Below are 455 nucleotides of genomic sequence, written 5' to 3' on the forward strand. Positions count from 1 at the left end.
ACGAGGTAGCAGGCCTTGTTGCGCACCGTGCCGCCGTCGCGGACCTTCACCATCAGGCAGTCGACGTAGACGATCGGGTAAACCTCGTCCAAGGGCCGCTGCTGCCAGGTCTTGACCTCGTCGAGGACCTCGTCGGTGATGGTGGAGATGGTGTCCGGGCCGACCTCGGTGCCGTAGACGCGGTGCAGGTGATGCGCGATGTCCCGCACGGTCATCCCACCGGCATACACACTAATGACCACATCCGAGAGGCCACCGAGGCGGCGGGCATTCTTCGGCAGCAGCATCGGAGTGAACGTGCCCGCCCGATCCCGGGGCACCTTCACCTCGACCGGCCCGATCTCGGTCTGCACCGTCTTCGCGGTGCTCCCGTTGCGCGAGTTGCCCGACCCCTTGCCCGCCGGATCGTGCTTGGCATAGCCCAGATGATCCCGCAGCTCGGCCCGCAGCCCCCG

General features: G+C 67.0%; 1 protein-coding gene. It reads right to left on the reverse strand.

Annotated elements, in window-relative coordinates:
- The coding region (locus tag F6X68_RS33225) for a transposase (protein ID WP_192581672.1) at positions 1-455 on the reverse strand (455 nt) is incomplete at both ends.

This window comes from Micromonospora sp. AMSO12t, from assembly GCF_008806585.1.
In the GTDB taxonomy this organism is placed as follows: domain Bacteria; phylum Actinomycetota; class Actinomycetes; order Mycobacteriales; family Micromonosporaceae; genus Micromonospora; species Micromonospora reichwaldensis.